The organism is Rhizobacter sp. P1_G5 (assembly GCF_056405435.1).
The window spans coordinates 1-618 of record NZ_JBFUCB010001182.1 but is presented as its reverse complement, the minus strand read 5'-3'; the positions used below and the strand labels follow the sequence as shown (position 1 = coordinate 618).

The window sequence follows — 618 nt, the reverse complement described above, 5'->3', positions numbered from 1 at the left end:
TTCGATCAGCAGGATCTTCATGGCATGGCTCATGGACACCGATTGGAGACGCCGAACCTGAAGGTAGGGTGAAGCCGCGCCGGGGTCGCGGCGGGCGCCTTCATCGAACCTTCATGAAGGGTTCAGGTTCGCTTCAGGCGGGGTTCCGACACTGCTTTCCATCCCAACCGAGCGAGACTTCCCATGTTCACCGATTCCAACGCCTTCCGAAAGACCTGCATGACCCTGCGCCATCGCCTCTTCCATCCGATGATCCCGACCCTGCTGACCGGCGCGCTGGCGCTGCTGAGCGCCTCGCTCGCCCTGGCGGAGGAACCGGCCGCGCCGGCCGACGACAGCTGGCAGTTCACCGCCGGCCTCGGCGTCGGCAGCATCCCCAGGTACCCCGGCAGCGCCGAGCACAAGGTGCGCGCCTTCCCGGTGCTGGCCGCCAACCGGGGCCGCTACTTCATCGGCGGCGTGCCCGGCGCCGGCGTGCCGGCCGGCATCGGCGCGTTCATCATCACCGACCCGCACTGGCGCGTCGGCCTGGGCATCGGCGGCGACCTCGAGAAGCCGCGCAAGGAATCCGATGCCGAGCGCCTGCGCGGCCTGGGCGACATCGACGGCACCGTGCTC

The 618-nt window shown here is 68.9% G+C and carries 1 protein-coding gene; it reads left to right on the top strand.

All coding sequences use genetic code 11. The annotated features are described in order from the left end of the window. Positions 1-183: 183 nt before the first annotated feature. Positions 184-618: MipA/OmpV family protein (locus AC1D12_RS34860; protein WP_477845607.1), on the top strand; the 435-nt coding region annotated here is incomplete at its 3' end.